The sequence below is a fragment of the Exiguobacterium sp. s183 genome, assembly GCF_018617655.1.
GTDB lineage: Bacteria > Bacillota > Bacilli > Exiguobacteriales > Exiguobacteriaceae > Exiguobacterium > Exiguobacterium aestuarii_A.
The window spans coordinates 812,894-837,386 of sequence record NZ_JACSKN010000001.1 but is presented as its reverse complement, the minus strand read 5'-3'; the positions used below and the strand labels follow the sequence as shown (position 1 = coordinate 837,386).

The following is a 24,493-nucleotide window of genomic DNA, read 5'->3' as shown; positions in this document are numbered from 1 at the left end:
CGGTTGGCGCTTGTTTTTTGGTATATTAATAACGTAGGAATACACAATTATTTCACAGTTCGTTCATAAGTTTGAAACGTGAACGAAGTCATGTACGATACAATAGACATGATGAGATAAGTTGGAGAGGAGGGAAAAGATGAGGTTCGATAGTCAAGGGGCACTGCGCTCGATTGCCGAACGACAATACGTCGATACGCTCATCGTTCCGCTCGCAGAATTGGCGTTTGGTGAGGATATGGTTCGTAAAGCCGAAAGCTATGAAGTCATTCATGCCGTCACGGTTGAGACAGAACGTCAATTATCTGGTCGGACGATGCTCAGCCCAACAATCAGTTACACCGATGTGGAAGCTGGTGTGGAACTGGCGAAAGATGTGGTGGCAAAAGCGGAATCATCCGGTTTTTCTCACGTTTTGTTTATTGCGTCAGACGTCCGTTTCAAGCCATATGATTTGCCGATGTTGTTCGTACCACCGCTTGCGTTAGGAGCGATGTCGAGCGATCAGGCGCACACGATGGTTCAAAATTTTGCGACACAAGTTATCACGGAACTTTCGAGCCGTTGGATGGCGACATGAAGCGGTTGACGTAGAGGTTTTATTGATATACTATTTTGTTGAGTGAGAAATTTTTGTGAAGAATGCATAAAGAATTATGGGGTTATGCACACGAATGAGGGGGGAACGAAATGGCTCAAAATGGGTCAAAAGTCACGCGCCGTCAGTTCTTAACGTACACACTGACTGGAGTAGGTGGCTTTATGGCGGCAACATTGATCAGTCCGATGGTCAACTTTGCGATCGATCCGGTTTTGAAGAAATCTGGAGCAGGCGACAAAGTAAAAGTAATGAGTCTTGATGACATCACGACTGAGCCGCAACGTGTCGACTTTAAGAAACAAACACAAGATGCTTGGTACGAATTTGAAGAAACGCTTTCGGCATGGGTATACAAAACAGAAAGTGGCGAAATCATCGCACTCTCTCCGATTTGTACACACCTCGGCTGTCAGGTAGCTTTTGCGGGTGATCCGACTCGTCCACAAGAATTTTTCTGTCCGTGTCACTTAGGACGTTACGAAAAAGATGGAACGAACATCCCGGGTACACCACCAACAGCACCACTTGCACGTTATGAAAAAGAAGAAAAAGACGGCTTCCTATACTTAGGTAGTCCAGTCGCTCAGTAATGAGAGGGGGAACTAGCCGATGTTACAAAAAATTTATGATTGGGTCGATGAACGCGTAGACATCACACCGCTCTGGCGCGATATCGCAGACCATGAAGTACCGGAACACGTCAACCCTGCTCATCACTTCTCTGCATTTGTCTATTGTTTTGGCGGTTTGACGTTCTTTACAATCGTCATTCAAATCCTTTCGGGGATGTTCTTGACGATGTACTATGTACCAGATATCATCAACGCGCACGCGTCGGTATACTATTTGCAAAATGAAATCGCACACGGACAAATCGTTCGTGGGATGCACCACTGGGGCGCATCCGTTGCCATCGTCATGTTATTCTTACATACGCTCCGCGTGTTCTTCACGGGATCGTATAAGAAGCCACGTGAGCTTAACTGGGTCGTCGGTGTTCTCTTGTTCTTCGTCGTCTTGGCGCTTGGACTTACAGGATACTTGCTTCCATGGGACATGAAAGCATTGTTCGCAACGAAAGTTACGCTTCAAATCGCTGAAAGTGTACCGGTCATCGGTGGCATTGCGAAGACACTTCTCGCCGGTGGTGAGATTGTCGGGGCGAGCACGCTCGCACGATTCTTCGCCATCCACGTCTTCTTCTTACCGGCGGCATTGTTCGGACTATTGGGAGCCCACTTCTTGATGATTCGTAAACAAGGGGTTTCTGGACCGCTATAAGCCGATTCGAGGAGAAAAAGGAGGAGAAACGATATGCATCGCGGTAAAGGGATGAAATTTGTAACCGACTCTCGAGTAGGAATCTCGAATCGGAAACAAAACATTGCAAAAGACTATTCAGAATACCCAGGACGCACAGAGGCGTTTTGGCCGAACTTCTTGCTTAAAGAGTGGATGGTAGGGTCGGTCTTCTTGATCGGCTTCATCGCTTTGACAATCGTCGAAGCACCACCGCTTCAAAATATCGCCGATCCAACGAACACGTCATACATTCCATTACCGGACTGGTATTTCTTGTTCTTGTATCAATTACTCAAATATCAATTCGCTGCAGGAGACTGGATCTTGCTTGGTACGGTCATCATTCCAGGTTTGGCGTTCACGGCACTTCTCATCGCGCCTTGGCTTGACCAAGGTCTCGAGCGTCGTCCGGCGAAACGTCCAGTCGCCATCAGTTTCATGTTGCTCGGTATTCTCTCGGTCTTCTACTTGACTTGGGAATCTGTTCAAACGACACACTGGGATCAAGTCCACGCTCAAGGTGAACTTCAAATTCCAGGTGAAGGTCCTGAAATTGATACAGCTGCACCAGGATATGAGATTTATTCAGCTCAATCTTGTGTGAACTGCCACGGTCAAAACCTAGAAGGTGGAGCAGCAGCTCCAGCACTCGTCGGAACACAGTACACAGCTGAAGAGATTGCGGATATTGCTGTAAACGGGATTGGGACGATGCCTGCTGGTCAGTGGGACGGCTCACCTGAAGATTTACAAGTACTATCTGAATTCATCGCTTCATATGGTGAGGGCGGCGAAAATAACGAGTAAGCCATAAAGTGTAGCCTGAGAAACCAGGCTACACTTTTTTACTTATGTATTCGTATTGCGATAAACTGAAGAAAAAGGATTGAGAACATGAACCCGACGTTTTTAAACACTTTCTTAATGAATCGAATCGTACTGACCCTTTTATTTGTGGTCAACTTAGGTGGTACGATTTACGGTTATATTTGGTATGAGCCTCAACTTCGTGACACACCGTACATGTATTGGCCATTCGTCCCGGACAGCCCGACAGCATCCCTCTTCTTTACGATCGTCCTCGGATTATGGATCGTGAATAAGCGTTCACCATTATTCGAGACGCTTGCATTCATTACCTTAATCAAATACGGCGTTTGGGCCGTCATCATGAATATCATGTTTTTAGGGACGTTACCCGTGGATGCACCGACCATCACCATCTTAATGGCGGTCATGTTGATGGTTTCTCATGGAGCGATGGCGCTTCAAGCACTCATCTACGCACCTTTTATGAAATGGACGATTACATCGTTTGTCTGTACATTGATTTGGGTAATTCATAATGACGTAGTTGATTATGTGCTCGGTCAATGGCCTCGCTATCCGTCACTCGCGGAACATATCATGTGGATCGGCTACGGCTCGTTTTGGTTAACGGGATTATGTTTTTTTATGGGATATGCGTTCGTCCTGCGCCCTTCGCTTGAAAATAAGTTCATAAGAATGTAAAATCAAATTATCAAATACACGCAGAGGTGAAATAGAAAATGTCATTAGGTGGCTATATTTTCTATCTTGCACTGATTATGCTCATCCCTTTATGGGCCCAGATGCGAGTGAAAAGTACGTACAAGCAGTTTTTAAAACAACCGCTTCAAAGCGGTGTCACAGGCGCACAAGTCGCTGATTTCATCATGAAACAAAACGGTGTCCACAATGTACGAATCGAGATGGTCGATGGACTCATGAGCGACCACTATGACCCGGTCAATAAGGTCGTCCGTCTCTCTCGTGAAGTGTATCAAGGATCGACAATTTCGTCGGCGGCCATCGCGGCCCACGAAATCGGTCACGTCATTCAAGATGCGACCGACTACAAGATGATGCGCGTTCGACATAGTCTTGTTCCAGTCGTCAACATCACGTCGAACTTGTCGTTCCCATTGTTACTCGGTGGTTTCTTGTTCGGTGCACTCGGATTGGCACAGCTCGGTGTCATCATGATGCTCGGGGCGGTCGTGTTCCAATTGATCACGCTCCCGGTCGAGTTCGATGCGTCGAAACGAGCGATGGCTCAGTTGACGTCACACGGCATCGTGACGGCGACAGAAGAGTCTGGCGCACGGAAAGTATTGAATGCCGCAGCATGGACGTATGTGGCTGCAACGCTCGTAGCCGTTGCCGAACTCATCCGTTTGGCGCTCATCGTCTTCATGCCACGTGAGGAATAGAACGAAATCCCGTCAAGAATCGGCGGGATTTTTTTATTTTTTGATGAAAGGAAATGTTGTTGATGAAACCGCAACTGACAGAGTACGGTCATGAGCAATTGAAAAATAAACTAGCCATGTTAAAGCAAGACAGGACGGATGCGCGTGAACGTATACGTACAGCGCGGAAATTTTGTGATTTTCGAGAAGATGTCACCTATACTGAGGCGGTACGGGAATATGAGCGGGTAGAGGCGGATATTCAAAACCTTGAGCGCCTGCTTGCCGACGTGACAATCGTCGAATCCGAACAGTCAGAAGTCGTGACATTCGGGAATCGGGTCGTGATTCGTGAAGGCGACGAGGAGACCGAGAGCTATCGAATCGTGAGTGAGGCAGAAGCAGACCTAGAACGAGGAAGTATTTCGATGACATCACTACTCGGTCGTAGTTTGATGGGGGCGACAATTGGTCAAACGATTCAAATCGAAACGCCAGGAGGCACGATTCAAGTTGAGGTGCTCACCATTGAGCCATAAAAAATCGCCCGTTCATTCCTGTGAACGAGGCGATTTTTTGCTTATTTCAGCGGCATTCGATTCTCATCGAACGTAAAGCCTTCTCCGCCCACTTCATAGACGTGATGGAATGTGACGAACGCATGAGGATCAATCTGTTTGACGATCGTCTTCAAGCGATTCACTTCATTTCGCCCGACGACGACGTACAGCACTTCAAGTTCACGGTTCGAATAGCCACCTTTGGCAAGTAGTCTTGTCGTGCCGCGGTTCATCGTCGCATGAATACCGTCGGCGATGGCAGTCCGGTGGTCACTGATGATCATCGCCGCCTTACCGGCATACGTTCCTTCTTGCATCGAGTCGATGACACGTGCCCCGATGTAAACGGCAAGAAGCGTATACATCGCCTCGCGGATATCGAGATACGTCAAACTGAGGACGATGACAAAGAAGTCAAAGATGAGGAACGTCTTTCCGATCGACCAGCCGATATAGCGTTGTACGAGTCGCGCGATGATATCGACACCACCCGTCGTTCCGCCATTGTTGAAGATGATGCCGAGTCCGACTCCAATAAAGAGACCGGCAAACAAACTTGCGAGCACCATGTCATCCGTCAAGTCGATGACGAGTGTAGAATATTTAGCGATGAGTGCATACCAAAGTGAAAATGAGAATGTCCCGATAAGTGTATAGACGAAAGTCGTTCGCCCTAACAACTTATAACTCATGAAAAAGAGTGGGATATTTAACGCCAAGTTCGTGATGGAAGGCGAGATATCAAAGAGACCCCGAAGAATCAAGGTGATTCCGGTGAACCCCCCCTCTGCCAAGTTGTTTTGGACGTTGAAGTGATAAACGCCGAATGCAAAAATAAAAGAACCTATTAAGATGAAAATAATATTTCGAACACGAATCGGTAATTGTACCGTCATCAGGTTCACCTCCCCTTAGATAGAGTACTCGAAAAACAGTTCGATTGACTACCCTGAACATATGACATTCAGAAACGAGTCGGCTATACTTTTCAAAGAAGAGGTGATGTAAATGAAAGTAGTAGCCATCGGGGCACATCCAGATGATATCGAGATCGGGATTGCAGGGATGACTGCCCAATGGACGAAAGAGAAGATTGAGGTCGTGTACGTCGATTTGACGAGAGCGGAACTTTCTTCAAATGGTGATGTAGAAACGAGACAACAAGAAGCCAGTATGGCAGATGACGTGCTTGGTGTCCGTCGAATCAATCTCGGATTTAAAGACCGGGGAATTGACGGGGGAGAAGAACAGCTCAAGGCAATCGTCTCCTTGATTCGACGTGAGCGTCCAACGCACTTATTGTATCCATATGAAGTCGACCGCCATCCCGACCATGCGGCATGCGCTTATCTCGTGACAGAGGCGTTATTCAACGCGGGTATTCGAAAATATGTACCGGAGCTTCCGGCATATCGACCAGAAAGTGTGTATCAATATATGATCAATGCACATGTCGAGCCGGATGTATGCGTTGATATTAGTGACACGATTGAAGTGAAGACACGGGCACTCCAATGTTACGCAAGCCAGTTCACTCCAGTCGATGGGGTGAAAACACCGCTCACCGATGCATACGTGGAACGGGTCATTGCCCGTGAACGCCATTTTGGGAGTTTGATTGGCGTGTCGTATGCGGAAGGGTTGAAACGGGTGCGACCGTATGTCGTGAAACGGGCAGGTGAGCTCACATGACGTATCGAATCGGAATTCTTTGTTATCCATCTGTCGGTGGTTCGGGGATTTTAGCGACGGAACTCGGCATGAAGCTTGCAGACCGAGGACATGACGTTCATTTCATTACGAGCAGTATGCCGTTTCGTTTGAACGCCTATCATCCGAATATCACGTTCCACCAAGTCGAAATCAACCAATATTCAGTCTTTCGCTATCCACCGTACGATATGACACTCTCCGCGAAAATTGCGAGTGTCATCCAGTCGTTCGGGCTCGATGTCATTCATGCGCATTATGCCGTACCACATGCCGTGTGTGCCGCGCTCGGTCGGGAGATGGCCGGTGTGAAGACGCCGATCGTCTCGACGCTACACGGAACCGATATCACCGTTCTCGGTGAGGATGAGGAATTGAAACCGGCGATTTTATATGGGTTGCGCCAATCCAACGCGATTACTGCCGTCTCGCACAGTTTGAAACGGGAGACGGAGGAGCGGATTGCTAGCAATTTGCCGATTCAAGTCATTCACAACTTTATTGATGAATCGGTGTACACTCCACAATTCGACCCAACCTTACGGGAACGATACGGCTTGACGATAGACGACCGGGTCGTGATCCATATTTCAAACTTCCGTCCCGTCAAACGCGTCGACCTCGTCCTCGAGGCGTTCGACAAGATGGACGTTCCAAATAAAAAACTGTTACTCGTCGGAGACGGCCCGCTCATGGGTGCCATGCGCCGCCTCGTGACGGAGATGGGTCTTGAAGATCAAGTCATCTTTGCCGGGAAACAAGAGCAAGTCGCTGCACTGCTCTCCATTAGTGACGTCCATGTTCTCTTATCAGACAAAGAGGCGTTCGGACTTGTGGCACTCGAGGCGATGGCAACGGGAGTCCCGTCGGTCGTCAGTGACGCCGGCGGACTACCTGAAGTGATCACGGACGGTGAGGACGGGTTCGTCGTTCCACGAGGCGATGCAATGAAAGCCGCTATGGCCATGCAACAGCTGTTGACAGACGCAACGTTACAGGAGCGTTTCAGACAAAACGGGTTGGTGAAATCGAAACGATTCGCCTCACAAGACATCGTGACACAATATGAACGCTTGTATGAACAGGTGGTGACATCATGACAGAATGGGAGTATGCAAAACAGATCATTGAGACGATTGAACGACATGGCGGCGAGGCGTATATCGTCGGTGGAGCCGTTCGGGACTATGTCCTTGGGAATTTGCCCGACGATATCGATTTGGCCACGTCCCTCTTCCCGGAAGAAGTGATGGCACTGTTCCCGAAATCGGTCCCGACCGGTATCGAACATGGAACGGTCACGGTCATCATCGACCATCATCCGTTCGAAGTGACGACATTCCGGTCGGAAGGATCATATTCAGATTCAAGACGTCCGGACCATGTCGCACTCGGTGTATCGCTTGAAGAGGACATGTTACGTCGTGACTTCACAATGAACGCGATGGCGTTTCATGACGGACAAGTCGTCGATTTATTCGGAGGGCAACACGATCTAGATGAACGCATCATTCGCACGGTCGGGAGTCCTTTCGAGCGGTTTGGTGAAGATGCCCTTCGCATCATGCGTGCGCTCCGTTTCATGTCTCAGCTCGACTTCACGTTACACGAAGAATTGCGTCACGCAGCGAGTTCACTTAGTCACAAACTTGAACAAATCGCAATGGAACGCATCGCAATCGAGTTTGAGAAATTGTTGACGGGACCGGCCTATCGAAAAGCGTTAGCAGAGATGGTCGAGCTCGGCATCCATCGTCATCTACCGAACGTGACGACCGAACTGATGCAACGGGTGCAACAAGATGATCGCACTCCAGTGAATGCGGTCAGTGGGTGGGCCATCTTCCTCTATCACGCAAAAGATGAGGCATGGCTACTGCCATGGAAACGATCGAATGCAATCAAGCGGGAGGCTCGAGTGCTTGCGCAGCTCTGTGAGACCGGACTCGATGTGATGACGGTTTACACGACGGATGAGCGGACTCTCTCGACTTATTTTAAAATGAATGGTGAACCAGACCGCAGTCGTGAACTGAAGGAGTCACTCCCAATCCAGTCCCGCCAAGAACTGAAATTCAATGGACGGGATGCGCTTGAAATCGGTGCGACAGGTGAGGCGATCAAGCATCTATTGCTTGATCTCGAACGACGTGTCATTTCACAAGAGATTCCGAATCACGGGACCGTATTAAAAGAGGAGGCGAGACGATGGCTTCAACGCGCGGGCGTGTCTTGACGTTATTACAAAATGGGGAAGTGTGGAGCGGACAAGAATTGGCGCGCCAATTGAATATTTCACGTACCGCTATTTGGAAGCACATTGAAACGTTGAAGCAAGACGGATATGCGATTCATACCATCCCCCGTAAAGGATATCAACTGATTGAACAGAGTGACCGTCTGGATGAACCAGCATTTGTCTCATTCCGTAAAGGTCGATTCGGTCAGACGGTCCATGCGTATGAACAAGTCGATACGACACAACGAATCGCCCATGAATTGGCGCAACAGCATGTGTCGGAAGGAACGATTGTCATCAGTGAAGAACAGACTGCCGGACGAGGACAACTCGGTCGTCATTGGCATAACCCAAAACATGTCAATATTGCGGCGAGCATCATCTTAAGACCGGATTTGCCGATTCGAGACGCATCGAAACTCACGTTGATGGCAGCGAGTGCATTCGCACGGGCGCTCAACCATCAAAATCTTGATGTCATGATCAAGTGGCCGAATGATTTATTATTGAATGGGAAGAAAATCGGTGGCATTTTGACAGAGATGCAGACGGAGGGTGATCGGATTCAGGCTGTCATCCTAGGGTTCGGGATGAACGTCAATGGTGAGGAGATTCCAGACGAGTTAGCTCATCGGGCCACTTCTCTTTATCTAGAGACCGGAAAGCGATTCCGTCGAAGTGAACTGTTGGCTGAACTACTGGCTGAACTTGAAGTCGAATATGACCGATTCCTCGAAAGTGGTTTTGATCCAATCCGGATTAATTGGATGCAACATGCCGCCTACTTGAATGAAAAAGTCACGTTGAACGCTTCTCGTACTTCTCGTACAGGGGTTATGCGAGGGATTTCCGAAGAGGGCGCATTGCTTCTTGAAGAAGAAGGAAAGGTTGAACCCGTCTACTCTGCTGAGATTGCAGTGTGGAATGATTGATGAAAGCGAGACCATCGACTATACTTAATGTGTCGGACGCTATCAGTTTTTGAAGTGTACCGCGCTTGCAGACTGTCACAATCAGTTGTCTGCCTTGATCATTTTGACAGGGACAGAAGGACACTACTCATGAAAACCATGAAATTGTTTTTCGTGCGCCTTCTTGCCAACCGTGTAAGAAGGCGTTTATTCTTTCCTGTCTCCACGTTTAGGAGGAGAAACAGATGCACACGATGACTTCATTATTGAAAAAGATGAACGAGCAAGAAAAGCTCGTCATGTTGACGGCGTATGATTATCCGTCAGCCAAACTTGCCGAAGCGGCTGGTGTCGATTTGATTTTGGTCGGTGATTCTCTAGGGATGGTCGTCCTCGGGTATGACTCGACAATCCCGGTGACGACAGAAGATATGCTTCACCATTCGAAGGCTGTTCGCCGTGGGGCGAAAAACACATTCGTCGTAGTGGATATGCCATTTGCGACATACCATGGTGATTTTGACCGAACACTTCAGGCTGCCTCCCGTCTCTTCCAAGAAGGACATGCGGATGCAATCAAACTAGAAGGTGCGGGTGAAGTTCTTCAGACGATTGAACGACTCACTCAAGTAGGAATGCCTTGTGTTGCCCATCTAGGGTTGACCCCGCAATCGGTCGGTGTGCTAGAAGGGTATAAAGTGCAAGGGAAATCCCTTGAGGCGGCAGAGACACTGCTTCAAGATAGCTTGGCTGCCGAACGTGCCGGTGCGAAAATGCTCGTCCTTGAGTGTGTGCCGCATCAGTTGGCGAAACGAATCGCAGAAGAGTTGACGATTCCAGTCATCGGAATCGGTGCCGGGGCAGAGGTAGACGGACAAGTACTCGTCTATCATGACGTGTTGAAATATGGCGTGGACCGCTTACCGAAATTCGTTCAGGCATATGCCGACGTGAATGAAGTGGCGACAGAGGCCATCCGCTCTTATGTGGAAGAGACGAAAGCTGGACAATTCCCGCTTGAACGTCACACGTTCACAATGGATGAGTCATTGCTCGACTCGCTGTATGGAGGAAAATGATGAAGATTGTATCAACAGTTGAAGAGTTACGTCACACGTTGCCAACGGATCAAACGATTGGTTTTGTGCCAACGATGGGATATTTGCATGAAGGACACATGAGTCTCGTCGAGAACGCGCGACGTGAGAATGACCTCGTTGTCATGAGTATTTTCGTCAATCCGACTCAGTTCGGTCCGAACGAAGACCTCGATCGATATCCTCGTGACTTCGAACGAGATGAAAAGTTGGCACGAGAAGCTGGTGTCGATCTCCTCTTCTATCCGACGACGGAGACGATGTACCCGCTTGATATGGCGCGCGTCACTGTTCGCAAAGGGGCGGATGTATTATGTGGGGCGAGTCGTCCCGGCCATTTTGATGGTGTGTTGACAATCGTCTCGAAATTATTTAACCTTGTTCAACCGACCCGTGCTTATTTCGGTCTGAAAGATGCCCAGCAAGTAGCACTCATCGAAGGTTACGTCCGAGACTATTTTGTCCCGGTCGAGATTCGACGCTGCCCGATTATTCGTGAGGAGACAGGACTAGCCAAGTCTTCTCGAAACGTATATTTGTCAGACACTGAAAAAGAAGATGCGAGTCAAATCTTTAAAGCATTGACGACAGCGCGAGAAACACTTGAGGCAGGTCATGATCTTGAAGAAGTGAAGCAACGACTGACCGAACGATTACACGAGATCCCGAACAGTCAAATCGACTATGTCGAACTCGTTGACTACCCGACGCTTGCTGACGCTTCAAGCGATTCGAAAGAAATATTGATGGCGGTGGCCGTTCAATTCGAACGAGCCCGATTGATTGATAATGTGATTTGGAAGAAGGGATGAATCCAATGATTCGTACATTTATGCACGCAAAGCTTCATAAAGCAACGGTGACAGAAGCAAACTTACACTACGTCGGTTCGATTACAATCGATGAGGATTTGATGGATGCAGTCGGCATCATGGAAAATGAACATGTGCACATCACGAACAACCATAATGGCGCTCGTATCGAGACGTATGTCATCAAAGGCGAACGTGGTTCTGGTGTGATTTGTTTAAACGGTGCGGCAGCAAGACATTTCCAGGTCGGTGATGTTGTCATCATCATGGCGTACGGTCAAATGACTGCAGAAGAAGCGAAAACGCATCGTCCAAAAGTAGCCGTATTGAACGAGCAAAACGAGGTCGATCAACTTCTTTACGAAGAAATCGCTCACACGATTTTATAAAACATTCGGGGGTGTCGACAAAGGCATCCCCGTTTTTTCGTCGTTCGTTCTATGGTAAGATGAGACAGACAGAAAGCACGAGCGTGCCTAAGATGGGATGGATGTTATGGACACGTATGTGATTGTGGATATAGAGACAACGGGTCATTCCGTAAAGTCCGGTGATGAACTGATTGAGTTTGCGGCGGTCGTTGTACAAGATGGTGAAGTGATCGAGCGCTACAGCACCTTGATTCGACCGGGTCGACCAATCCCACCTTTTATTACGCAATTAACAACGATTAGCGATGATGACGTAAGTGATGCACCAACATTTGAAGAAGTGATTCCCGACATTTGGAAAATGCTAGATGGACGGGTATTTGTCGCGCATAACGTCGCATTTGATTTAACTTTTTTAAACGAGAGCCTTGAACAAGCGGGCTATCTTTCGTTTCAGGGGAGGGCCATTGATACGGTTGAACTCGCTCGCATCCTCTACCCGACACTTGAGAGTCATGCCCTAGAAGCGTTATCTGAGACATTCGACCTTGTACATACAGACGCACACCGCGCACTTAGTGATGCGGAAGCAACGGCCGAGCTTTTTATCCGAATGCTCGAGCGCTTGCGCGATTTACCTGTCGTGACATTGAAACGACTTCGCGATTTGTCTGAATCGTGGACGAGTCATGTCGAGCCGTTGCTCGATGAAATCATCCTCGAGGTTGGGATTCGACCAGACGACGAAACGCGTTTTGATATTCATCGGAAGATTGCGTTACACCGTCCAAGCGATACGTTCGTTCCGGCAGAAGAACGAGAGCCCTTTGAACCGTTTCTCCTTCGCACGATCGAAGAAACGCTCCCGTCAATCTTTGATCAATTTGAGCCGAGACAAAGTCAATTTGAAATGATGCGTCACGTTTATAAAGCATTAGACGACGAGGAAACGTTGTTAGTCGAAGCGGGGACGGGAACCGGGAAGACGTTGGCGTACTTAATCCCGAGTGCCCATCATGCACTTGAGACGAAGCGCCCTGTCGTCATCAGTACGCATACGATTCAATTACAGGAACAGCTCCTGAACCGGGATTTGCCGGTACTTCGACAAATCTTTCCGGAAATTGAATTCACCTTGTTAAAAGGAAGACGGAACTATATTGATTTACGTAAATTCGAGATGGTACTCGATGAGTCGAATGATGGATTGTTGGTTTCGATGTGTAAGGCGATGGTACTCGTCTGGTTAACCGAGACTGAGACAGGGGATTTAGAGGAACTCTCATTCCCAGGATCTGCGACGCAAGGTCCGGCTTCTTTTAAACGGTTGATTCAAGCTGATGCTTCAAGTGAATTCGGACGGTTCGACCCTTGGTATAGCCGAGACTTTTTCACAAAAGCAGTCCTCCGTTCGAAAGAAGCAGATTTGATTGTCACGAATCACGCGCTCTTGTTCTCTGATTTACAGCATCAGGCAGGCATCTTACCGACCGATACTCCACTCGTCTTAGACGAGGCACATCAAGTCGAAGAAGTGGCCTCTCACCATTTCGGTGTGACGTTTGACGCCATCCAATTTGATCGGTTGTTCAAATGGTTCGGATACGGTGCGGACGGGAAGTTTCATTCTCGGATCATTCAGCTAGCCGATTTGACGTCTGTGACAGAAGAGGCAGAGGCGTTCAGTCAACAGATTGATTCTGCGCTCGCACGGGTCGAAGAAGAGCTCGAAGACCTCTTGACGGCACTACAGTCGCTAGGAAAGAAAAAAGAACCCCGGCAAACCGTTCGATTCGAGCGAGAAGGCGCATCATTCAGGCCGATTCGTGAAGTGGCGAATCGATTAGAGGACAAGTTACGTACACTACGGACGTCACTCAGACATCTCCATCGACTGCTCGATGAGCGTAAAGAGCACATGACGTTCAAACAACGCGCACTTTTGAGTGATTTGAAAACATTGATTAGCGACGTCCGTGAGCTCGAAAGTGTCATTTATGAGACGATGCTGACACGTAATGATGATGCGGTCAGTTGGGTCGAGTTGAATTTAGGCAACCGTAAGTTGACATCGGTCTACACGCAACCGGTTGAAATCGGTCCGTTGCTGCACGAACGATTATTTAAGAAGAGACCGACGATTTTGACGTCAGCGACGATGACGGTCTCGGGCAAGTTTAGTTTTATGGAGCGACGACTCGGACTTGAAGGAGAACCGGTCAGACGAGTCGTATTGCCTTCACCGTTCAACTTTAAGGAACAGGCAAAACTGTTTGTTCCGTCAGACTTCCCGTTGATCAATGATGTGCCGCTTCCTCAGTTCGTTGATCAGACCGCTCAATCGATTGTTCAAATTGCAAACGTGACAAAAGGGCGAATGCTCGTCCTCTTCACCTCGAATGAATTGTTACGTCTCACTTACGAACAAGTAAAAGATCATCTCGACCCTTCTTATACGCTACTTGCTCAAGGGGTCAGTGGGGGATCGCGAAGCCGATTGACGAAACAGTTCAAGCGGATGGAACAGTCGATTTTATTCGGGACGGCCAGCTTTTGGGAAGGTGTCGATATTCCAGGTGAGGCGTTGACGTGCCTCGTCATCGTACGTCTTCCGTTCGCGCCGCCTGATCAACCAATCATGCAAGCCCGTTCGGAAAAAATTGAATCGATGGGGAAATCCCCATTCTTCGAGCTTTCGCTTCCTCAAGCAGTCATTCGTTTCAAACAAGGTGTCGGTCGATTGATTCGATCGAAATCGGATTATGGTGCGATTTTTGTGTTCGATCGCCGTGTCGAGACGACTCGTTACGGGAAACAATTCATCAATAGCTTACCGAAGGTGGACCGGATTGAAGGGACGCTAGAGACATCCTTATCCGAGTTAGAATTGTTCTTAGATGAAAAGGAAAACTCTGTGACAAGAAATGATAGATAACGCTAGGCATCATGATGTTATCGTTTTATAATGATACGTATAGGTTTTGGAGGAGGAGTCAACATGAATTCGAATATTGAGACGCTTGCGAGTGTGCGCATCGAACCGACGGCGGACGTTTATAAGATTGTCGATTTATTGAATCGGACGTTAAAAAGTCAAGATTTGATGTTCGGCCTTTCGCTTGAAAAGAAAGTGAATGATCCGAAGAAGGAAGAGATGGTCTTCACCATCTATCGTACAGAATGACCAGAAAAACAAAATGGATCGTCTCGTTACTGGCGGCACTGCTCGGTGTCGTCCTTGTCTTTAGCGTGATGTATCGATTCACGATTGGACACACAGAAAATCAAAAGGAACAACTCATCGAGGAAGCCTTGATTCGATTGAACGAGGAATCGCCAGACGTTCAAGTGGGACAAGGAGAGCTGTTCAATGGGACAGAGGCATACGTCGTTTTTCAGGAAGAGGACGGAGACTCGATTTGGTTCGTTCCACTCGATGACGAGTTCGAAATTGAACAACGTGAAATTGGTGAAGTGAATGCGAATGACGTCTGCGCTCGTTCTGTCCAAGATACAGGCGGACAACTCATCAGTTGTAAGTACGGATTCGACGAGAGAGCGCTCGTCGAAGTGGTCACAAAGGCAGACGCATCTTATACGTATTCGTATTACACGTTACAGACTGGAGAGTTTATTCGACGCGTCCAATTGACCGATCAAATGTGACGAATTAGAGGGGGATAATGATGGAACATCTATTAGCGAAACGAGTGAAACAACTCACGCCGTCGACAACATTAGCGATTACAGCTAAAGCAAAGGCGCTCAAGGCTTCGGGCAAAGATGTCATTGGACTCGGCGCAGGTGAGCCTGATTTCAATACACCGGAACGAATCATCGATGCTGCTTGCCAAGCGGCTCGTGATGGCGATACGAAATATACACCTTCGGGCGGAACGGTCGCGTTGAAGGACGCCATCATTGAAAAAACGAAACGGGACAGCCAGCTGACGTTTGAGCGGAATGAAGTCATGGTCGCTTCGGGTGCAAAGCATGCGCTTTACGCATTGTTCCAAGCGATTTTAGATGAAGGTGACGAAGTCATCGTCCCGACACCTTACTGGGTCAGTTATCCAGAACAAATCAAACTCGCTGACGGTGAACCTGTATATGTCGATACAAATGAAGACACATCCTTCAAATTGACACCTGAACTGCTCGAACGTGCAATTACAGATCGTACGAAGGCAGTCATATTGAACAGTCCTTCAAACCCGACAGGAATGATTTACACGAAAGAAGAGTTACAGGCACTCGCTGATGTCGTTCTTCGACATAATCTTCTCGTCGTGAGCGATGAAATTTATGAGAAGTTGATTTACGGTGACGCAACATTCGTATCGATTGCGACATTACCGAATATGCGTGAACGTACGATCATCATCAACGGTGTCTCAAAATCTCATGCGATGACAGGGTGGCGTATCGGATATGCCGTTGGTGATGCGACAATCATCAGCGCGATGACAAACTTAGCGTCTCACTCCACATCAAACCCGACATCTGTCGCTCAGGCGGCAGCGGTTGAGGCATACAATGGACCACAGGATGATGTAGAGATGATGCGTCAGTCATTCGAAGAGCGACTCGACATCGTTTACAACCGTCTCGAACAAATTCCAGGAATCACTTGCTTGAAGCCACAAGGTGCATTTTACTTATATGCCAATGCGAAAGTTGCCGCGACTGAGAGTGGATACGACACAGTCGATGCTTGGTGCGAGGCAGTACTTGAAGAGGCAAACGTGGCACTTGTTCCAGGTTCTGGTTTTGGACAGGAAGACTACGTACGATTATCATATGCAACAGAATTAAAACGCGTATTAGAAGCGCTCGATCGAGTAGAAGACTTCATTACGAAGCGCGCTCGATAAGCGAAAGGATGGAAATGAACATGACAACAATTTCGATTAACCAATTTAAAGACTACGAAGGACAGACGGTCCGCGTCGGAGCTTGGATTGCCAACAAACGTTCTAGCGGGAAGATTGCCTTCCTTCAACTACGTGACGGTAGCGGATTTGCACAAGCAGTCGTCGTGAAGGCTGACGTCTCTGAAGAATTGTTCACTCTTGCTAAAGGTGTGACACAAGAGACTTCTGTCTGGGTGACAGGTAACGTCAAGTCGGATGGTGGACGTACGCCACTCGGATTTGAATTAGAAGTGACAGATGTAGAAGTGATTGCAGAGTCAGTGGATTACCCAATCACACCGAAAGAACATGGAACGGAATTCTTGATGGATAACCGTCACTTATGGCTCCGTTCACGTCGCCAACACGCAATCATGAAAGTGCGTAACGAAATCATTCGTGCGACGTATGAATTCTTTAATAAAGAAGGATTCGTCAAAATCGATCCACCAATCCTTACGAGCAGTGCACCAGAAGGCACGACAGAGTTGTTTGAGACAGATTACTTCGGTCAATCCGCTTACCTCTCACAGACGGGCCAATTGTATATGGAAGCCGCTGCAATGGCACTCGGTAAAGTCTTCTCGTTCGGACCGACTTTCCGTGCAGAGAAATCAAAAACACGTCGTCACTTGATTGAGTTCTGGATGATTGAGCCAGAGATGGCATTCTTCGATCACGACATGAACCTTGAGATTCAAGAGCAATACGTCTCATACATCGCACAATCCGCGCTTGAGAACTGTAAGGATGAACTTGAATTCCTTGGACGTGACCTTGAGAAGTTGGCACAAGTGAAAGCACCTTTCCCACGTGTCCGTTATGAAGATGCAATCAAATTCTTGAAATCAGAAGGATTCGACGATATCGAATACGGCGACGATTTCGGTGCACCGCATGAGACGGCGATTGCTAACGCACACGACCAGCCAGTCTTCATCACGCACTGGCCAAAAGAAATCAAACCGTTCTACATGAAAGTGGACCCTGAGAATCCTGAGCTCGTTCTTTGTGCAGACTTGATTGCACCAGAAGGATATGGAGAAATCATCGGGGGATCACAACGTGAAGACGATTACGATCGTTTGAAAGAAGAGATCATTAAAGAAGGTCTTGATGAAACGGATGCATACGACTGGTATCTCGAACTTCGTCAATACGGTTCGGTCCCGCACTCTGGTTTTGGACTCGGACTTGAGCGTACGGTTGCATGGATCAGTGGAATCGAGCATATCCGTGAAGCCATTCCATTCCCACGTTTATTAAACCGAATCCACCCTTAACGATTAATCGGGGAAGACGTCATGTCCTCCCCGATTGATGTGTCTTAGAAAGGAAGTGCGACATGGATGCACATCAATTGATTCAATTATTCGAGCAAAGTCCGGTCGTTATTCCGCGCAAACTGTTCACTGACGCTAGACGACTCGACTTATCGCCTGTCGAATTCAGTCTCATCGTCCATCTTCTTGAAATGACTGGAGAAGGCATCGTCATGCCACTCCCAAGCGAATTAGGAAAACGGTTGAACGTCTCTGAGAATGAGGCGCGTTCTGTGTTACTCGGCTTGTTGCAAAAAGAATTGATTGCCATTGACGCTTCGAGTAATGGCGAGCGATACAGCTTAATACCTCTGTTTGAAGCGTTGCAAGGAGAAGAGAAAGTTGTACCGCAACAGACGTTGAATGAAAATATCATCCATACGTTCGAACGAGAATTTGGGACGATCACTCCGTTCGAGATTGAACAAATCGTCGGATGGATGACGGAAGATAATTTCAGCGAAGAACTAATTATGGCCGCGTTACGCGAAGCGAAACTTCGGAATGTTCGAAACTTCAAATACATGGATAAAATCTTACGCGTCTGGCAGGACCATCAAGTCGAGACGCTTGAGGATGTCGTGGAATATCAACGGAGGAATAAATGATGTTGACGAAAGTCCAGTTACAAGAAGTGTCTGATACGATGAGGCAAATGTTCCCGGATGCGCATTGCGAACTGACGCATCAAAACCCATTCGAATTAGTGGTCGCCGTGGCCCTCTCCGCCCAGGCGACGGATGCCCTCGTCAACAAGGTGACACCGGGCTTGTTTGAAGCGTTTCCGACAGTCGAAGCGATGGCTGCGGCAGACGTTTCAGAGATTGAGGCGTTAATCAAACGCATTGGATTGTATCGGAACAAAGCGAAGAACGTGAAGGCACTCTCTGAAAAAATCGTGAACGAGCATGGCGGCATCGTGCCGTCGGACCGGGCATCACTTGAGGCCCTTCCAGGTGTCGGTCGTAAAACGGCCAACGTCGTCCTGTCGGTCGCGTTCCTTGAGCCGGCCTTTGCCGTGGATACCCACGTCGAGCGGGTGTCGAAGCGTCTTGGCATTTGCCGCTGGAAAGATAACGTCCGTCAAGTCGAGGATACGTTGATGAAGAAGTTCCCACGCGAGGAGTGGTCACAACTCCATCATCAATTTATTTTCTTCGGACGCTATCATTGTAAAGCCCAGCGACCTGCCTGTGAGACGTGCCCGCTTCTTCATATGTGTCGGGAAGGAAAGAAACGAATGAAGTCCGCGAAAGTCACGACATAAAAAATGCATCGGCACATGTGTGTCGATGCATTTTTGTGTTAATGATTCCAAGGATGGTCGCTCCACTCACGACGCTTTTTCGTGATGGGTACCTTTTTGAAGCCCCAGTTGCGGAAATCTTGGTCTGGACTTTCTTTACGAATGTAAATTTTGTCCTTGATTGCTTTAAAGATTCGGTTCTCGTCCCCATAATGGACGAACCGTGGTTTTACCTCGATCACACCTCGACGGACACGTGAAAGTGGGAGACAGACGAGGTCAGCGATTTCTAAACCGGATTGATACATCGTGTTCTGTTTCTCAGAGAAGATGAACCCTTTAATTTTTTGACGACTCTTTTCGACATCGAGATGGACCGTGCCCGAGTTGAAAATATCAAAAAATGCTTTTTGAATGAGTAAGTTCTGGTAATCATCTCGTGATTCGAGGACGACGCGTGCACTGACCGCCTCTGTTTCCTCTAAAAACGCATAGAACGACTTCATCAAGTGGGCGAAGGCGACTACATACGGATCTTTTGGCGTCGAATAAAAGTCATGTAGTTTTTGTTTATCGACTTCAACACTGACGATTGTACAATCGATTCCTCGCAAAAAATCAGGTAGCTTGTCCCAAAAATCACGCAACATGTCGATTGTGATGCCATCTTCTTTCCCATAAGGATGCTCGGCTTTTAAAATTTCTTTTAAATGAAGCGGGATTTGCTCGGTTTTAAAAACATCTCGCTTGAACGCGTGAAGACGTCGCTTCAATTCACATGGCATTCCAGTCTCATCCGCATCGATTGAATATTTGTACTCCATCAGAACACCAGTCAAATTGAACTGCGTGTTTCCTTTCGGTGTACCTGTTTCGTCGACGAACATGACATACTTCTTTCCACTTTCCATCCAATCCCTCCAAAACGGCTTAACAGTAACGTCTTTAAGCATTCTATTTTATTTCCAGACGGCATTTCCAGCCGTCCATTGCACAGGTATTGCACACTTTTTTTCAGAATGACATCAATTAGGTTTATCGATGTACAATCTTGGTTAAACAGAAGAGGTGCTATTATCATAGAAAAACAATCAAGTCTTACGTGACGAGAGCTTTTCAATTTGGATACACAATCGCTTACATACTAGTTTAACATACGGGAGTTTGGTACGATATGTGTTGCGGTAAATCCACACAAGTGTCGACCGACAGAAGTCGACAATCAGACCTGAGACGGAAGGAACGAGTGGAGCGACCTGTTAATATGTATGTATGGGGTGACAACATTGTTCCATTATCCAAACGGTAAAAAAGCAAAAGTGACAAAGACACCAAAGGAGGAAGGAATTTCGAAACAACCCTCGAATTCTCCAACCTATGCGAATCGCGGAATGAATTTGGAGACATTGTTGAATGAAACGAATGAATTTTATCGAATCCATCAACGAGCCGTCATTCATAAGAAACCGACACCGCTACAAATCGTCAAAGTCGATTACCCCAAACGAAGTGCAGCCAAAGTGACGGAAGCCTATTTCAAACAGGCATCTACGACTGACTATAATGGGGTGTATCGCGGCAAGTACATTGACTTTGAAGCGAAAGAAACGAATAATAAGACGTCGTTTCCGCTCGGCAACTTTCACGAGCACCAGATTGAACACATGCGCGAGTGCGAACGCCATGGAGGGATTTGTTTTGTCATCATCCGCTTTAGTCGCTATAATACGCAATATGTATTGACCACGGAACAACTTGTTCAGTGGTGGGAACAACGATTGACGGGACGCAAGTCAATTCCACTTCGTTTTATCGAAGAGGAAGCGATTGAAGTTCCGACGAGAGCCTTGCCGTCGATTGACTATTTGGCGGTGCTCGATCAATGGCTCGATTGAATAGAAGGAGTGAACCATGAATGGAGCGAAGTAGGGTCGCACGTCGACAAGATTCGACGACGAATAAACGCAAAAAAACTGGGAAACAACCAAAGACGAAAAGTAAAAAACCGATGTGGAAACGCATCTTTTTATTAGGTTTCTTATTATTTATTGCAGCAGTCATCGCGTTCGGGGCATATACCGTATATGCGATTGCAACGGCACCAGAGCTTGACGAAGAAAAACTCGTCGATACGTATCCGATTCAGCTAATCTCTGCTGAAGGTGAACCGCTCGAAGGAGCCGGTCAAATTCGAGAATACGTCTCCATTGACGATATTTCAGAAGTGATGCAACAAGCGGTCGTCTCGATTGAGGACCGTCGTTTCTATGAGCACAACGGAATCGACTTACGTCGGATCGGTGGCGCAGTCGTGGCCAACTTGACTGACGGTTTCGGTGCAGAAGGTGGATCAACCATCACGCAACAGTTGGTGAAACAGTCGTTTCTTTCAACAGACAAGAAGTTGAAGCGTAAGCTTCAAGAGCAGTGGCTCGCGCTCAAACTTGAACGTGAGTATACGAAAGAACAGATTCTAGAGATGTATTTAAATAAAAACTACTATGGTAGTGGTGGATACGGTGTACAAACCGCATCGAAACGCTATTTCAACAAGCCAGTCTCTGAGGTCAACTATCAAGAAGCGGCAATCCTTGCAGGTCTTCCGCAACGTCCAAGTGCATACGATCCAATCAATGGTGACCAAGAGTTAACGCGTTATCGCCAAGAACAAGTCTTGTCTGCGATGAAGCGAGACGGCCACATTTCGGAAGAACAGTATAACGAAGCGCTTGATGTTGCCATCGCAGACGTCATCTCACCTGGTGAAGAGACGGAAGAAGAGGCGTTCACACGTGCGATTTATTCACGAGTGCTTAAAGAGCTAGAAGATGACTTCGGACTTGAACAGTCAGACATCTACGGAACAGGTCTAAAAGTATATACGTCAATCAACAAAGAATTGCACACGAAAATCAATAGCGATATTAAGTCAAACAATGTCAATCTTCAAACTAACGGTTACCCAGAGGAATTAAGAATGGGTGCGACCGTACTGAATACGAAGACGGGTGAAATTGTGGCGATTGTTGATAGTCATCAGGAAAAACAAGGTGATACGACGTACCGTGACTATTCAAACGAGAAGTATCAAATTGGGTCAACGGCGAAGCCACTCTTCGACTACGGTCCAGGGATTGAGAACGGACAATGGTCGACTGGTAAAGTGTTACTTGACGCTGAATTAGATGGCACATATAGTCCAAGTAACTATTATTCAGGCTTCCGTGGACCAAACACGATGCGTCAATATTTGAAGATTTCAGCGAACACGCCAGCAGTTCGTGCTTTCCAAGAAGTGCGGGATGAGTATGGACAAGAAGCGATTGAATCGTTCGTCAAAAATGTTGGGATCGAACCTTCATATTCTGGCGATCAATTAAATGAATCGAATGCTCTTGGTACGGCTGAGGCAAGTACGACGCAGATGGCTGCAGCTTACGCAGCACTTGGTGCAAATGGTATGTATACGAAACCTCACTTGATTCAAAAAATTGAATTTAACGATGGTTCAAGTATTAACTCGCCAGTCAAAGCGAAACAGGCGATGGAAGACTATACAGCTTATATGTTAACCGATATGCTCCGTGACGTAGTGAGCGCTGAAGGTGGAACATATGTACCGGGTGCATTCCCATGGGATGTAGCTGGTAAAACGGGTACGACAAATGAAAAAGATGAAAATGGAAATGTCATTCCAAAAGATAAATGGTTCACAGGATATTCGACAGATTATTCTATTTCGGTTTGGACGGGAAAATCGAGTGAAGCCACATCTGATCAATTCGATCCTGACCATGCACAATATTTCTTTGAATATATGATGCAGGAAGCGACAAAGATTTCAGGTCAACCAGATCGCTTCCAACGTCCAGACTCTGTCTTATCACTCGGGAATGAACTTTATGTCAAAGGGACGAAGCCAAAAGACCTTCAACCTGAGAAATTGACTGCTCCAACGGGTGCAAGCGTCAATTATGACGAAAGTTCACAAGCCGGTTCTGTCTCATGGTCATACGATTTTGATGGCGCACAAGCAGATGGTTACTCAGACATCTCATTCACCGTGACGCAACAGTCAGCCGAAGGCGGTGAACAAGTCGTCGGTACGACGGGAGAGACGAGTATTGATATTTCGAACTTGGCTGAAGGGGACACAACGTTCACCATCGTCGCCAAGGCGACAAACCCATTGACGGGTGAACAGCAATCTGCCCCAGCACAAGCAAGTTACTCCATTGAACCAAAAGAAGAACCGAAGGATGAGGAAGAAGAAAGTCCTTCTGACGAAGAGAATAACGAAGACAACCCATCGGACGAGAACAACGGTAACGGGAACAATAGTAACAATGGTAACGGAAACGGCAACGAAAACGATGAAGATACCACTGAGGAACAAAATCCTGATGAGCCAGCGACCGATGAAGGTACGGATGAAGGAACAGACCAACCGACGGATGGAGAAGATCCAGGTGCTCCGCTAGAAGGTCAATCGAATAATGAATCGCCAGCCACGGAACGTGGGAACGGCAATTCGAATAACGGAAATAACTAAGGAAGGCAGGGCGACATTGTGCGCCCTGTTTTTCGTATGACTTTGTTATAATGAAAAGAAAGGGAACAGGATGGTGACACATGGTTCAACTCTCTTTAAAGCGAAAGATGAAAGTGTTATTTGTTATGGATCGACTGCAAGACGACGATTTCGGCGTACCGCTCAGTGGACATCTCGGATTAAAGCTTTCCCATCTGCTATTAAAAGAGTCGATTCCACTCGGACGTCTCATCCAAGATCAAACCGTCGCTGAAGCGATTGGACATTCTTACTTAAAACGAATCGGAGTCGAAACGATGTTCACGGGTGAAGAATCCTACTATCCAGACTTACTTCGTGGCAACCGTCAACAGTTATCGACAGACGAAGATTATTATAAAACGGTGCAACGCTACGCCAAACATCTATTAGCGGTTCATTCGAAATGTACGAAGCTACATACCATTGTCTTATTCGGTCGATCGACACAACGTCTATTTTCAGACGCGCTCATCCGCCTCGAAGAAGAGAATGCACATGTGGCTGATACGTTTCAACACATGACCATTTTAAAAATGCCCGCTGTATCGAGAATGATACGAGATGAACGGATTCAATCGATCCGACAAACCGTAGTCGAACTTGCACCTTCGAACTCATAAAAA

26 protein-coding genes are annotated in these 24,493 nt (G+C 47.4%); 24 read left to right on the top strand and 2 right to left on the bottom strand.

Going from position 1 to position 24,493, the window contains the following annotated elements; genetic code table 11:
• Positions 1 to 139 precede the first annotated feature (139 nt).
• From KNP62_RS04490 to KNP62_RS04460, 7 genes are all read left to right on the top strand, one after another.
• Entirely contained in the window at positions 140 to 580 is a 441-nt protein-coding gene (locus tag KNP62_RS04490; protein WP_214783655.1) for a DUF2487 family protein, read from the top strand.
• Between the two features lie 110 nt (positions 581 to 690).
• Positions 691 to 1,191 carry a QcrA and Rieske domain-containing protein gene (locus KNP62_RS04485; protein WP_074034622.1) on the top strand — a complete coding sequence of 167 codons (501 nt, stop codon included), beginning with the start codon at positions 691 to 693 and terminating at the stop codon, positions 1,189 to 1,191.
• A gap of 19 nt (positions 1,192 to 1,210) precedes the next feature.
• A complete protein-coding gene (gene qcrB, locus KNP62_RS04480; RefSeq protein WP_015881478.1) occupies positions 1,211 to 1,882 on the top strand; it encodes a menaquinol-cytochrome c reductase cytochrome b subunit in 672 nt (223 codons plus the stop codon).
• Positions 1,883 to 1,915: 33 nt separating this feature from the next.
• Positions 1,916 to 2,710 (top strand): menaquinol-cytochrome c reductase cytochrome b/c subunit, encoded by a 795-nt coding sequence (locus KNP62_RS04475; protein WP_074034621.1) that lies wholly within the window; start codon positions 1,916 to 1,918, stop codon positions 2,708 to 2,710.
• 87 nt (positions 2,711 to 2,797) lie between these two features.
• The gene (locus KNP62_RS04470) at positions 2,798 to 3,415 is read left to right on the top strand and encodes a DUF1405 domain-containing protein (protein ID WP_214783652.1); all 618 of its coding nucleotides are present in this window, start codon (positions 2,798 to 2,800) and stop codon (positions 3,413 to 3,415) included.
• 38 nt (positions 3,416 to 3,453) lie between these two features.
• Positions 3,454 to 4,137 (top strand): zinc metallopeptidase, encoded by a 684-nt coding sequence (locus KNP62_RS04465; protein WP_214745364.1) that lies wholly within the window; start codon positions 3,454 to 3,456, stop codon positions 4,135 to 4,137.
• A gap of 62 nt (positions 4,138 to 4,199) precedes the next feature.
• Positions 4,200 to 4,655, top strand: coding sequence for a GreA/GreB family elongation factor (locus KNP62_RS04460; RefSeq protein ID WP_214783649.1), 456 nt, complete (start codon positions 4,200 to 4,202; stop codon positions 4,653 to 4,655).
• 41 nt (positions 4,656 to 4,696) lie between these two features.
• Here the strand turns inward: KNP62_RS04460 and KNP62_RS04455 are convergent, their stop codons facing one another.
• Positions 4,697 to 5,572: a YitT family protein gene (locus KNP62_RS04455; RefSeq protein WP_074034617.1), complete on the bottom strand. Its 876-nt coding sequence runs from the start codon at positions 5,570 to 5,572 to the stop codon at positions 4,697 to 4,699.
• Between the two features lie 112 nt (positions 5,573 to 5,684).
• On the opposite strand from KNP62_RS04455, the gene bshB1 reads away from it, so the two are divergent.
• The 14 genes from bshB1 to nth all read left to right on the top strand — a co-directional run bounded on the left by bshB1 (position 5,685) and on the right by nth (position 19,318).
• Complete coding sequence (gene bshB1 / locus KNP62_RS04450; protein ID WP_214783646.1) at positions 5,685 to 6,368, top strand: bacillithiol biosynthesis deacetylase BshB1; 684 nt, start codon at positions 5,685 to 5,687, stop codon at positions 6,366 to 6,368.
• On the top strand, positions 6,365 to 7,486 hold the full coding sequence (gene bshA, locus KNP62_RS04445; protein WP_214783643.1) for an N-acetyl-alpha-D-glucosaminyl L-malate synthase BshA: 1,122 nt from the start codon (positions 6,365 to 6,367) through the stop codon (positions 7,484 to 7,486). The genes bshB1 and bshA overlap by 4 nt, the downstream gene beginning before the upstream one ends.
• Complete coding sequence (locus KNP62_RS04440; RefSeq protein WP_214783640.1) at positions 7,483 to 8,622, top strand: CCA tRNA nucleotidyltransferase; 1,140 nt, start codon at positions 7,483 to 7,485, stop codon at positions 8,620 to 8,622. The genes bshA and KNP62_RS04440 overlap by 4 nt, the downstream gene beginning before the upstream one ends.
• Positions 8,595 to 9,557 (top strand): biotin--[acetyl-CoA-carboxylase] ligase, encoded by a 963-nt coding sequence (locus KNP62_RS04435; RefSeq protein ID WP_214691900.1) that lies wholly within the window; start codon positions 8,595 to 8,597, stop codon positions 9,555 to 9,557. Before KNP62_RS04440 ends, KNP62_RS04435 begins: the two co-directional genes overlap by 28 nt.
• A gap of 224 nt (positions 9,558 to 9,781) precedes the next feature.
• Positions 9,782 to 10,615: a 3-methyl-2-oxobutanoate hydroxymethyltransferase gene (panB, locus tag KNP62_RS04430; protein WP_214783637.1), complete on the top strand. Its 834-nt coding sequence runs from the start codon at positions 9,782 to 9,784 to the stop codon at positions 10,613 to 10,615.
• Entirely contained in the window at positions 10,615 to 11,445 is an 831-nt protein-coding gene (panC, locus tag KNP62_RS04425; protein ID WP_214783634.1) for a pantoate--beta-alanine ligase, read from the top strand. Before panB ends, panC begins: the two co-directional genes overlap by 1 nt.
• 5 nt (positions 11,446 to 11,450) lie before the next feature.
• The gene (gene panD, locus KNP62_RS04420) at positions 11,451 to 11,834 is read left to right on the top strand and encodes an aspartate 1-decarboxylase (protein ID WP_015881490.1); all 384 of its coding nucleotides are present in this window, start codon (positions 11,451 to 11,453) and stop codon (positions 11,832 to 11,834) included.
• A gap of 106 nt (positions 11,835 to 11,940) precedes the next feature.
• Entirely contained in the window at positions 11,941 to 14,751 is a 2,811-nt protein-coding gene (dinG, locus tag KNP62_RS04415) for an ATP-dependent DNA helicase DinG (RefSeq protein WP_214691912.1), read from the top strand.
• 63 nt (positions 14,752 to 14,814) lie between these two features.
• Complete coding sequence (locus tag KNP62_RS04410; RefSeq protein WP_015881492.1) at positions 14,815 to 15,000, top strand: YpmA family protein; 186 nt, start codon at positions 14,815 to 14,817, stop codon at positions 14,998 to 15,000.
• Positions 14,997 to 15,482: a hypothetical protein gene (locus KNP62_RS04405; protein WP_214783631.1), complete on the top strand. Its 486-nt coding sequence runs from the start codon at positions 14,997 to 14,999 to the stop codon at positions 15,480 to 15,482. Before KNP62_RS04410 ends, KNP62_RS04405 begins: the two co-directional genes overlap by 4 nt.
• A gap of 20 nt (positions 15,483 to 15,502) precedes the next feature.
• Positions 15,503 to 16,690: a pyridoxal phosphate-dependent aminotransferase gene (locus tag KNP62_RS04400; protein ID WP_214783628.1), complete on the top strand. Its 1,188-nt coding sequence runs from the start codon at positions 15,503 to 15,505 to the stop codon at positions 16,688 to 16,690.
• Between the two features lie 20 nt (positions 16,691 to 16,710).
• Positions 16,711 to 18,012, top strand: coding sequence for an asparagine--tRNA ligase (gene asnS, locus KNP62_RS04395; protein ID WP_074034607.1), 1,302 nt, complete (start codon positions 16,711 to 16,713; stop codon positions 18,010 to 18,012).
• A gap of 62 nt (positions 18,013 to 18,074) precedes the next feature.
• The gene (locus tag KNP62_RS04390) at positions 18,075 to 18,659 is read left to right on the top strand and encodes a DnaD domain-containing protein (RefSeq protein ID WP_214783625.1); all 585 of its coding nucleotides are present in this window, start codon (positions 18,075 to 18,077) and stop codon (positions 18,657 to 18,659) included.
• Complete coding sequence (nth, locus tag KNP62_RS04385) at positions 18,659 to 19,318, top strand: endonuclease III (protein ID WP_214783622.1); 660 nt, start codon at positions 18,659 to 18,661, stop codon at positions 19,316 to 19,318. The genes KNP62_RS04390 and nth overlap by 1 nt, the downstream gene beginning before the upstream one ends.
• A 38-nt stretch (positions 19,319 to 19,356) precedes the next feature.
• Here nth and KNP62_RS04380 read toward each other — a convergent pair whose 3' ends face one another.
• Positions 19,357 to 20,208: a DUF3800 domain-containing protein gene (locus tag KNP62_RS04380; RefSeq protein WP_198930015.1), complete on the bottom strand. Its 852-nt coding sequence runs from the start codon at positions 20,206 to 20,208 to the stop codon at positions 19,357 to 19,359.
• A gap of 357 nt (positions 20,209 to 20,565) precedes the next feature.
• Between KNP62_RS04380 and recU the strand changes: the two genes are divergently transcribed.
• The 3 genes from recU (at position 20,566) to KNP62_RS04365 (ending at position 24,490) form a co-directional block, all read left to right on the top strand.
• A complete protein-coding gene (gene recU, locus KNP62_RS04375; protein ID WP_214783619.1) occupies positions 20,566 to 21,192 on the top strand; it encodes a Holliday junction resolvase RecU in 627 nt (208 codons plus the stop codon).
• Positions 21,193 to 21,212: 20 nt separating this feature from the next.
• Complete coding sequence (locus tag KNP62_RS04370) at positions 21,213 to 23,849, top strand: transglycosylase domain-containing protein (protein WP_214783616.1); 2,637 nt, start codon at positions 21,213 to 21,215, stop codon at positions 23,847 to 23,849.
• A gap of 80 nt (positions 23,850 to 23,929) precedes the next feature.
• Positions 23,930 to 24,490, top strand: coding sequence for a hypothetical protein (locus tag KNP62_RS04365; RefSeq protein WP_214691926.1), 561 nt, complete (start codon positions 23,930 to 23,932; stop codon positions 24,488 to 24,490).
• Positions 24,491 to 24,493 lie beyond the last annotated feature (3 nt).

Coding starts and splice junctions, on each gene's coding strand:
- KNP62_RS04490 (WP_214783655.1), top strand. CDS start 140: ATGAGGTTCGATAGTCAAGGGGCACTGCGCTCGATTGCCGAACGACAA.
- KNP62_RS04485 (WP_074034622.1), top strand. CDS start 691: ATGGCTCAAAATGGGTCAAAAGTCACGCGCCGTCAGTTCTTAACGTAC.
- qcrB (WP_015881478.1), top strand. CDS start 1,211: ATGTTACAAAAAATTTATGATTGGGTCGATGAACGCGTAGACATCACA.
- KNP62_RS04475 (WP_074034621.1), top strand. CDS start 1,916: ATGCATCGCGGTAAAGGGATGAAATTTGTAACCGACTCTCGAGTAGGA.
- KNP62_RS04470 (WP_214783652.1), top strand. CDS start 2,798: ATGAACCCGACGTTTTTAAACACTTTCTTAATGAATCGAATCGTACTG.
- KNP62_RS04465 (WP_214745364.1), top strand. CDS start 3,454: ATGTCATTAGGTGGCTATATTTTCTATCTTGCACTGATTATGCTCATC.
- KNP62_RS04460 (WP_214783649.1), top strand. CDS start 4,200: ATGAAACCGCAACTGACAGAGTACGGTCATGAGCAATTGAAAAATAAA.
- KNP62_RS04455 (WP_074034617.1), bottom strand. CDS start 5,572: ATGACGGTACAATTACCGATTCGTGTTCGAAATATTATTTTCATCTTA.
- bshB1 (WP_214783646.1), top strand. CDS start 5,685: ATGAAAGTAGTAGCCATCGGGGCACATCCAGATGATATCGAGATCGGG.
- bshA (WP_214783643.1), top strand. CDS start 6,365: ATGACGTATCGAATCGGAATTCTTTGTTATCCATCTGTCGGTGGTTCG.
- KNP62_RS04440 (WP_214783640.1), top strand. CDS start 7,483: ATGACAGAATGGGAGTATGCAAAACAGATCATTGAGACGATTGAACGA.
- KNP62_RS04435 (WP_214691900.1), top strand. CDS start 8,595: ATGGCTTCAACGCGCGGGCGTGTCTTGACGTTATTACAAAATGGGGAA.
- panB (WP_214783637.1), top strand. CDS start 9,782: ATGCACACGATGACTTCATTATTGAAAAAGATGAACGAGCAAGAAAAG.
- panC (WP_214783634.1), top strand. CDS start 10,615: ATGAAGATTGTATCAACAGTTGAAGAGTTACGTCACACGTTGCCAACG.
- panD (WP_015881490.1), top strand. CDS start 11,451: ATGATTCGTACATTTATGCACGCAAAGCTTCATAAAGCAACGGTGACA.
- dinG (WP_214691912.1), top strand. CDS start 11,941: ATGGACACGTATGTGATTGTGGATATAGAGACAACGGGTCATTCCGTA.
- KNP62_RS04410 (WP_015881492.1), top strand. CDS start 14,815: ATGAATTCGAATATTGAGACGCTTGCGAGTGTGCGCATCGAACCGACG.
- KNP62_RS04405 (WP_214783631.1), top strand. CDS start 14,997: ATGACCAGAAAAACAAAATGGATCGTCTCGTTACTGGCGGCACTGCTC.
- KNP62_RS04400 (WP_214783628.1), top strand. CDS start 15,503: ATGGAACATCTATTAGCGAAACGAGTGAAACAACTCACGCCGTCGACA.
- asnS (WP_074034607.1), top strand. CDS start 16,711: ATGACAACAATTTCGATTAACCAATTTAAAGACTACGAAGGACAGACG.
- KNP62_RS04390 (WP_214783625.1), top strand. CDS start 18,075: ATGGATGCACATCAATTGATTCAATTATTCGAGCAAAGTCCGGTCGTT.
- nth (WP_214783622.1), top strand. CDS start 18,659: ATGTTGACGAAAGTCCAGTTACAAGAAGTGTCTGATACGATGAGGCAA.
- KNP62_RS04380 (WP_198930015.1), bottom strand. CDS start 20,208: ATGGAAAGTGGAAAGAAGTATGTCATGTTCGTCGACGAAACAGGTACA.
- recU (WP_214783619.1), top strand. CDS start 20,566: ATGTATGGGGTGACAACATTGTTCCATTATCCAAACGGTAAAAAAGCA.
- KNP62_RS04370 (WP_214783616.1), top strand. CDS start 21,213: ATGGAGCGAAGTAGGGTCGCACGTCGACAAGATTCGACGACGAATAAA.
- KNP62_RS04365 (WP_214691926.1), top strand. CDS start 23,930: ATGGTTCAACTCTCTTTAAAGCGAAAGATGAAAGTGTTATTTGTTATG.